At 74.2% G+C, this 7,557-nt stretch carries 7 protein-coding genes; 2 read left to right on the top strand and 5 right to left on the bottom strand.

Annotated features, from left to right (window positions below; all coding sequences use genetic code 11):
* Window positions 1-179 precede the first annotated feature (179 nt).
* Window positions 180-698 carry a DinB family protein gene (locus EDF50_RS11655; RefSeq protein ID WP_123519678.1) on the bottom strand — a complete coding sequence of 173 codons (519 nt, stop codon included), beginning with the start codon at window positions 696-698 and terminating at the stop codon, window positions 180-182.
* A 115-nt stretch (window positions 699-813) separates the two neighbouring features.
* Between EDF50_RS11655 and EDF50_RS16840 the strand changes: the two genes are divergently transcribed.
* Window positions 814-1,848, top strand: a complete 1,035-nt coding sequence (locus tag EDF50_RS16840) for a DUF6234 family protein (RefSeq protein ID WP_199738742.1) — start codon at window positions 814-816, stop codon at window positions 1,846-1,848.
* Window positions 1,849-1,866: 18 nt separating this feature from the next.
* On the opposite strand, the gene EDF50_RS11645 is transcribed toward EDF50_RS16840, so the two are convergent.
* Window positions 1,867-2,496 carry an NTP transferase domain-containing protein gene (locus EDF50_RS11645; RefSeq protein ID WP_123519677.1) on the bottom strand — a complete coding sequence of 210 codons (630 nt, stop codon included), beginning with the start codon at window positions 2,494-2,496 and terminating at the stop codon, window positions 1,867-1,869.
* A gap of 119 nt (window positions 2,497-2,615) precedes the next feature.
* Here EDF50_RS11645 and EDF50_RS11640 point away from each other — a divergent pair, with 119 nt between their 5' ends.
* Window positions 2,616-3,590, top strand: a complete 975-nt coding sequence (locus EDF50_RS11640; RefSeq protein WP_123519676.1) for an XdhC family protein — start codon at window positions 2,616-2,618, stop codon at window positions 3,588-3,590.
* Window positions 3,591-3,663: 73 nt separating this feature from the next.
* On the opposite strand, the gene EDF50_RS11635 is transcribed toward EDF50_RS11640, so the two are convergent.
* From EDF50_RS11635 to EDF50_RS11625, 3 genes are read right to left on the bottom strand one after another with little or no spacing between them, the layout of a single operon-like run.
* Complete coding sequence (locus tag EDF50_RS11635) at window positions 3,664-5,796, bottom strand: xanthine dehydrogenase family protein molybdopterin-binding subunit (protein ID WP_123519675.1); 2,133 nt, start codon at window positions 5,794-5,796, stop codon at window positions 3,664-3,666.
* Window positions 5,793-6,926: a xanthine dehydrogenase family protein subunit M gene (locus EDF50_RS11630; RefSeq protein ID WP_123519674.1), complete on the bottom strand. Its 1,134-nt coding sequence runs from the start codon at window positions 6,924-6,926 to the stop codon at window positions 5,793-5,795. The genes EDF50_RS11635 and EDF50_RS11630 overlap by 4 nt, the downstream gene beginning before the upstream one ends.
* Window positions 6,923-7,528 (bottom strand): 2Fe-2S iron-sulfur cluster-binding protein, encoded by a 606-nt coding sequence (locus EDF50_RS11625; RefSeq protein WP_123519673.1) that lies wholly within the window; start codon window positions 7,526-7,528, stop codon window positions 6,923-6,925. The genes EDF50_RS11630 and EDF50_RS11625 overlap by 4 nt, the downstream gene beginning before the upstream one ends.
* Window positions 7,529-7,557 lie beyond the last annotated feature (29 nt).

Raw genomic sequence — 7,557 nt, 5'->3', positions numbered from 1 at the left:
GTCTTTTGTCCCAACCCGCCCGCGCCGGGCGTCCCGGGGGGCGGGGGGGGGGTGTTCCCAACCTCCCCGGCCCCCCCCCCCCCCCCCCCCCGGGGGCCCCCCCCCCCCCGGGGGGGGGGGCCCCCCCCCACGACGGTGGTGCGACGTCGGGACGTGGTTCGACGTCGGGCAGGGCGCGATCAGCGGCGGACGTCGTGCAGGTGGTGCAGGGGGTCGTGCACGAAGTAGCGGGCCAACGACTCGACCGTGAAGGCCGAGCCGTCGCTCCGGAGGCCCGTGCGGCCGAGGTGATCGTCGGGCACCGCCTCGAACGCGTCGGCCACGACCGCGGCCGCGGCGACGAGCTCGTCGGCCACGACCGCGGGCCGCTGCGCGGCGTAGTCGTCGGCGAGCGCGGTGGCGTCCTGGTCCCAGTTCGCGAAGGTCGGGGCGTCCTCGGCGAGCATGAGCCGGAGGCGCGTGTCGAAGACCCGGAACACGTCGCGAACGTGCGCCCCGTACTCGAGCGGCGACCACGTGGTGTCGTCGGGCCGCATGCCGGCGTCTGGCCGGGCGAGCTCGGCTGGCCAGGCGGCGGCGTTCTCGCGGACGAGGAGCGGCACGTCGCGGAACGTGACCTCGGCGGGGTCGAAGCCGCAGTCGGGGCAGGGGCGTTCGAGCACCCAGGTCCAGTTCTTCGTGTCAGGCGTGATCGGCATGGGACCGACGCTAGGGCGCGCGGCCCGGCCCGCGCCATCGAGATCCTGCCGACGTCGGTGCCCCGGGCGCCACGCGGCGACGGCACGACGACGAACCCGGTACTACCGTCTACCCATGATGAACACTCAGCTCAGGAGTCGGCTCGCGGGGGCCGCGGAGAGCCTGCGCCGACGGGTCGACCGTCGCGAGGTGACCTGGGTGGTCGCCACCACCGTGGCCCTGCTCGTCGCCGGCCGGCTGCTGTTCACGGTGTCGGCCTCGTCCGGACGCGTGGTCGCGTCGCTGCTCGAGCTGCCGGGCGCGCTCGCGCAGACCGGGCTGGTGCCGTTCGTCGTGTGGGCCGTCCTCGCCGTGCTCGTGGCGTGGCGATGGTCGGACGCCACGGCGTCACGCCGGGCCTGGCTCTACGTCGCCGCGGCGGCCGTGGCCCGGGCCGGCGTCGAGCTGACCGTCGGATCGGGCGTGACGTCGGGCCTCCGAGCCGGAGTCTCCCTCTACACGCTGCCCACCGTGGTGTTCGTCAGTCTGCCCTTCGTGGCCACGGTCGGCCTGGCCTCGTTCGTCGTCCTCGCCGCGCGGTCGGGCCGTGGCCGGCGCGACGCCCCGGCGAGCGACGGAGCACGTCCGGCCGACCGTGCGCCCCTCGCGGACGCCGACGCCGCACGCACCGTCGGCCCCGCCCCTGCCGCCGGACCGGCAGCAGCTGCGGCCGGACCGGCAGCGCCTGCGGCCGGCCCGGCAGCACCCGCGCCCCGGGCGGACCGGCCCGTGGCGCACCGTGTCGCCGTGATCGTCGAGGCCCTGGCGCTCGCGGCCGGCGTCCTGCTCATGCTGTCGCTCGCAGGGCAGTGGTTCTCGGCCGAGTTCAGCCTCGTCGGCTCTCCCGTCACCGTCAGCGACGAGACGGCGACGGCCTGGCTCCGCACCCTCGTCGCCTGCCTCGCGAGCCTGGTCGTCGCACTCGTCGCCGCCATCACCGCGGGGCACCGAGGCGCCGTCGTGGCGACCGTCGTCATCGCCGGGCTGGTCGTGGTCGGTGCCGCCGGCGCACCCGTCCCCGGAGACCGGTGGGACTCCCCCACACCGCGTCAGGAGCCTCTGCCCGCGGACTACACCCCGTGCTACAGCGGCAGCGGGACGTGCAACTGACCGTCGGATGGGCGCGGGTCAGGCGGGCGCGTCGACGTCCCGGCCGTCCCAGAGGTCGGAGCAGTCGACCGGCTCGGCGGCGTGGGCCCGCAAGTAGGGGCCTGCCCCGCGATCCCCGGTGAGGGACGCCGCGAGGGCCGACCAGTGCGACCGACCGACCACGACGGGGTGACCCGGGCGGCCGTGGAAGACGGACCGGCGCAGCGCACCCGGGCCCAGCGGCACGTCGGCGGCCGCGGGCGACAGCAACCGCGCGACGGCGGACGACGGCAGACCCGGGTAGTCGACCAGCGTGATCAGGGCGAGCCGCGCCTCCTCGGGGGCCGATGCTGCGAGCGCCGCCAGCCCCGCGCGGAGCGAGGCGGAGAGCCCGTCGGCCCAGTCGTCGGCGACGACGTCCGACACCCTCGCCTGCCCGGCGACCCCGAGGAGGCGCGGGTCGGCCGCCAGCAGCGCTCGCGCCTCGATCGCGCCCGCACCGAGCACGACGAGGACGCGGTCGCAGCCCCCGTCGAAGAGCGTCGCCACGGCACGGGTCAGCCAGGGTCCGCGCTCGTCGACCACGAGCGCCTTGGGTCGGCCCATGCGCATCCCGGCACCGGCCGCGAGCAACAGGCCGACGGACGGCGGAGCGACGATCTCGGGCATGGCTGCAGGGTAACCGGACTGTCCACGCGACGAACGCCCGGCGGCGTGACGTGCCGCCGGCGCCGGGCCGTGGCAGCATCGAGACCTGGCGCCACCCGACGCCGCCCCCGAGGAGTCCCGTGTTCGAGATCGCCGACCGCCTGCTGGCCCGGCTCGACGCCGGTGAGAGCATCGCCGTCGCCACGGCCGTGTCGGTCGTGGGCAGCGCGCCGCGCACGGTCGGCACCTCGATGGCCGTCACCGTCGACGGCACCGTCATCGGCAGCATCTCGGGTGGGTGCGTCGAGGGCGCGGTCTACGAGATCTGCACGCAGGTGTTCGAGGACGGCATGCCCCAGCTCGAGTCCTTCGGGTTCAGCGACGAGACCGCGTTCGAGGTCGGCCTCAGCTGCGGCGGACGCATCGAGGTGCTCGCGCGGCTCGTCTCCCCTGACGACGCCGTGACGATCGACGCCCTCCGCGACGCCGTCGCCGGACGGGAGGCCTCGGCCCACGTCGTACTCGGTCCCGTCCGCACCGGTGAGGTCGTGCCGACCGTCGACGACTGCGAGGGTCTGCGGGTCTTCAGCGAGCGTTCGGTGCCGCCGCCGCGCCTCCTCGTCTTCGGGGCGGTCGAGTTCGCGGTCGCCCTGTGCAACGCCGGCGCGGTGCTGGGCTACCGCGTGACGGTGTGCGACCCGCGTCCGGTGTTCATGACCCGCGAGCGCTTCCCGTCGGCCGACGAGGTCGTCGTCGAATGGCCGCCGGACTACCTGGCGCGCACCGACGTCGACGAGCGCACCGTGATCGCGGTGCTGTCGCACGACGAACGGTTCGACGCCGACCTGGTCGAGGTGGCGCTCGCCTCCCCCGCGGCCTACGTCGGGGCGATGGGGTCACGGGTGACGCACGACCGCCGCATCGCCGCGCTGCGGTCGCGTGACGTCGGGCCGGACGCGCTCGCCCGCCTGCGCTCCCCCATCGGACTCGATCTCGGGGCGAGCACGCCCGAGGAGACCGCGGTGTCGATCATGGCCGAGGTGCTCGCCGTGCGCTCGGGCGCCTCGCGGGCTCCGCTGCGGGACCGCGACGGCAGCATCCACGTGGTCCGCTGACGCCAGACCCCGGGAACTCGCCGGGACCCCCTTGCGCGTAGGAGGGTCTCGGCGAGTTCCCGGGGTGTGGGCGCTAGTACCGCGTCGGCAGGCCGGCGAGCAGCTTGTCGGGCTGGATGGGCAGGTCGCGGACGCGGATGCCGGTCGCGTGCGCGACCGCGTTCGCCACCGCGGCCGCCGCGCCGACGTTGCCGATCTCGCCGATGCCCTTGCCGCCCATCGGCGCGAGGTGCGGGTCCTCCTCGTCGAGCCACTCGACCTCGATCGACCCCACGTCGGCGTTGGCCGCCACGTGGTAGGCCGCGAAGTCGTGGTTGCCGTAGTCGCCCTGGGTCGGGTCGAGCATGCCGTGCTCGTGCAGCGCCATCGACAGGCCCATCGTCATGCCGCCGACGAACTGCGACCGGGCGGTGCGGGCGTTCATGATGCGACCGGCCGCGAACACGCCGACCATGCGCGGCACGACGACCTCGCCCGAGTCGAGGTCGACGCGCGCCTCGACGAACTGGGCTCCGTAGGCGAAGCGCGAGTGGTCGCTCATCGCCGCGATGTCCTCGTCGATGTCGACGACGACCTCGAGACCATCAGGAGGCACGGGCTGGCCCTGCGCGAGCAGCTCGGTCACCTGCCGACTCGCCTTGGTCACCGCCCACCCCCACGACGCCGTGCCCGACGACCCGCCGGCCACACCCGCGGTCGGGAGCGTGCTGTCGGCGATGCGCAGGTCGATGACGTCGATCGGCACGCCCAGCTCGGAGGCGGCGATCTGGGCCATGACGGTGCGGGCTCCCTGGCCGATGTCGGTCGCGTTGACGCCCACCTCGAACCGGCCGCCCGGCAGCGCGGTCACCCGCGCGCCCGCGGGCATCACGCTCGCGGGATACGTCGCGGCGGCGACGCCCGTGCCGACGAGCCAGCGCCCGACCCGACGCACGCCCTGGCGCGGGTCGCGGCCTTCCCAGCCGAACAGTTCGGCACCGCGGCGCAGGCAGTCGACCAGGTGCCGGCTGCTGAACGGCTGGCCGGTGTGCGGGTCGACCTCGGGCTCGTTGCGGACGCGCAGTTCGATCGGGTCGAGGTCCAGCGACAGGGCCAGCTCGTCCATGGCGGACTCGACGGCGTAGACGCCGGGTGCCTCGCCGGGCGCGCGCATCCAGCGCGGCGTGGGCACGTCGAGGCGGGCGAGCCGGTGCGTCATCAGGCGACTCGGGGCCGCCCAGAGGTGGCGGGTCGGCTCGGCGGTCTGCTCGGTGAACTCCTGCAACGTCGACGAGTGCGAGTACGTCTGGTGCGACAGCGCCGAGAGGTGCCCCTCGGAGTCGGCGGCCAACCGGATGCGCGAGATGGTGGGCGTGCGGTAACCCGCGATCGCGAACATCATCTGCCGCGTGTAGGCGACCTTCACCGGACTGCCGGTGAGCATGGTGCCCATCGACGCGAGCACGACGACCGGACGGGCCGACCCCTTCGACCCGAAGCCGCCGCCGACGTGCTCGGCACGGACGCGCACCGTGGACGGGTCGAGTGAGAACAGCGTCGCGAGCGACGTCGCGACGCCGCTCGTGCCCTGGTTCGAGTCGAGCACGTCGAGCTCGCCGTCGGCCCAGGTGGCGACCGTGGCGTGCGGCTCCATCGGGCTGTTGAACAGGGCCGCCGTCTCGTACGTCTCGTCGATCACGACGGACGAGTCGGCCATCGCCGCGTCGACGTCACCCTGCACGGTGTCGGTCTCGAAGCCCGCGTTGACGGTCTCGGGGGCGTACAGCGACGGGTGCTCGGTGCTGAGCAGGACGTCGATGCCGCCCTCGTCGTACTCGACGGCGAGCGCCGACGCGGCCTCGCGGGCCGTGTCGAAGGTGTCGGCCACCACGAGCGCGACCGGCTGGCCGCGGTAGGCGACCTCGGCCGACTGCAACACGAGCAGTTCACCGTCGTCGGCGTCCTCGAGGTGCGGGGCCTGCTCGTGGGTGATGACGGCGCGCACGCCGGGCATCGCGAGCACCTCGTCACGGTTCGAGCCGGTGATCGTGCCGGTCGTCACGGTCGACTGCACGATCCAGCCGTACAGCACGCCGTCGGGCGTGTGCTCGTAGGCGTATCGGGCGGCGCCGGTGACCTTATCGCGGCCCTCGAGGCGGGCGACGGGGGCGCCGAGTCCCGTGGGGACGCTCGTGTCGACGGGGGTGACGACGTCGACGGCGGTCATGACGCGCTCCCGTCGGAGTCGGCGTCGGAGCCGGAGCCGGAGCCGGCATCGACGTCGGCCGCGACGCTGCGGGGCGACCCGTTGGCACCGGTCGGGCGGAACGGCGACGGGTCGGCGCCCTCGGCCGTGTCGTCGGCCTCGTGGCCGAGACCGGCGAGCTCGCTCAGCACGCCGACGACGAGCCGGGTCAGCAGCGGCACCTTGAACGCGTTCTGCTCGGTCGTCGTCGCGGCGGCGAGCTCGAGCTGCGCGGCGGCCGCGAACGAGGCGGGCGTCGCCGGTGAGCCGACCAGCGCCTCCTCGGCCTTGCGGGCACGCCAGGGCACCGGCGACGCGGCCCCCAGGGCGATGCGGACGTCGGTCACGAGGCCGGCCTCGTCGACCGCGAGGGCGGCGGCGACCGAGCCCAGCGCGAAGGCGTACGACCGACGGTCGCGCGCCTTGCGGTAGGTCGAGTTGATCGCGACGGGCAGCGCGGGCAGCTCGACCGCGGTGATCAGCGCGCCGCTCGGCAGGTTCGTGTCGCGGGTCGGGTCGTCGCCCGGCTCGCGGAAGAACTCGTCGACGGGCAGGCGCCGTTCGCCGTCGACGGTCTCGAAGACGACGACGGCGTCCAGCGCGGCGAGGGCGACGGCCATGTCGCCCGGGTGCGTGGCGATGCAGAGGTCGTTGACGCCGAGGATGCCGAGTTCGCGCGACAGCCCGGCGATCGCGCCGCAGCCCGTGCCGGGTTCACGCTTGTTGCAGGGCTTCGTGGTGTCCATGAAGTAGGTGCATCGGGTGCGCTGCAGCAGGTTGCCGCCGGTCGTCGCCTGGTTGCGCAGCTGACCCGAGGCCGCGCTGACCAGGGCGCGGGTCAGGGCCGGGTAGCGGGTTCGGACGAGCGGGTGCGCGGCGAGGTCGCTGTTGCGGACCCCCGCCCCGATGCGCAGTCCGCCGCCGGGCAACTCGTCGACCCCGCCGAAGTCGACGCGGCTGACGTCGACCAGCAGGTCGGGACGCTCGACGCCGAGCTTCATCAGGTCGACCAGGTTCGTGCCACCGCCCAGGGCCTTGGCGTTCGGGGTGCGGTCGAGGGTGGCGACGGCCGAGGCGACGTCGGTCGCGCGCTCGTACTCGAAGGTCTTCATCGGGTGGCTCGCTCGGTGGCGTCGGCGTCGTGCGCGCAGGCCGCGTCGTGCACGGCCGGGACGATGTTCATGTAGGCCCCGCACCGACAGAGGTTGCCGCTCAGGCGTTCGCGGACCTCCTCGTCGTCGAGGTCGATCTCGCCGTTGGTGATGTCGGTGGTGACGTGACTCGGCATGCCGGCCCGCGCCTCCTCGATCATGCCGACCGTCGAGCAGATCTGGCCCGGCGTGCAGTAGCCGCACTGGTAGGCGTCGCGGTCGAGGAAGGCCTGCTGCACCGGATGCAGGGTGTCGCCGTCGGCGAGCCCCTCGACGGTCGTGACGTCGCTGCCCTCGGCGCTGACGGCGAGGACGAGGCAGCTGTTGGTGCGACGCCCGTCGACCAGGACCGTGCACGCGCCGCACTGGCCGTGGTCGCAGCCCTTCTTCGAGCCGGTCAGGTCGAGGCGCTCACGCAGGGCGTCGAGCAGCGAGGTGCGGTTGTCGACCTCGAGCCGGTGGGGGCTGCCGTTGACGTCGAGCGTGATCGTCGTCGCCGGGACGCCCGGCGGGTTCGGGCTCGTGGCCGGTGGACTGGGTTCTACGCTGACCTGGGACACCATGCATGCACGGTATGCCCGGGGGCGGACGG

Source organism: Frigoribacterium sp. PhB24 (genome assembly GCF_003755185.1).
GTDB lineage: Bacteria > Actinomycetota > Actinomycetes > Actinomycetales > Microbacteriaceae > Frigoribacterium.
Note: the sequence above shows the minus strand (reverse complement) of the source record. Positions and strands in the feature narration are given on the sequence as shown.

What these genes read in the sequence shown, in the direction of transcription:
- EDF50_RS11625 (WP_123519673.1), bottom strand. Translation starts at nt 7,528, where the DNA reads ATGGTGTCCCAGGTCAGCGTAGAACCCAGTCCACCGGCCACGAGCCCG.
- EDF50_RS11655 (WP_123519678.1), bottom strand. Translation starts at nt 698, where the DNA reads ATGCCGATCACGCCTGACACGAAGAACTGGACCTGGGTGCTCGAACGC.
- EDF50_RS11635 (WP_123519675.1), bottom strand. Translation starts at nt 5,796, where the DNA reads ATGACCGCCGTCGACGTCGTCACCCCCGTCGACACGAGCGTCCCCACG.
- EDF50_RS11630 (WP_123519674.1), bottom strand. Translation starts at nt 6,926, where the DNA reads ATGAAGACCTTCGAGTACGAGCGCGCGACCGACGTCGCCTCGGCCGTC.
- EDF50_RS11645 (WP_123519677.1), bottom strand. Translation starts at nt 2,496, where the DNA reads ATGCCCGAGATCGTCGCTCCGCCGTCCGTCGGCCTGTTGCTCGCGGCC.
- EDF50_RS16840 (WP_199738742.1), top strand. Translation starts at nt 814, where the DNA reads ATGATGAACACTCAGCTCAGGAGTCGGCTCGCGGGGGCCGCGGAGAGC.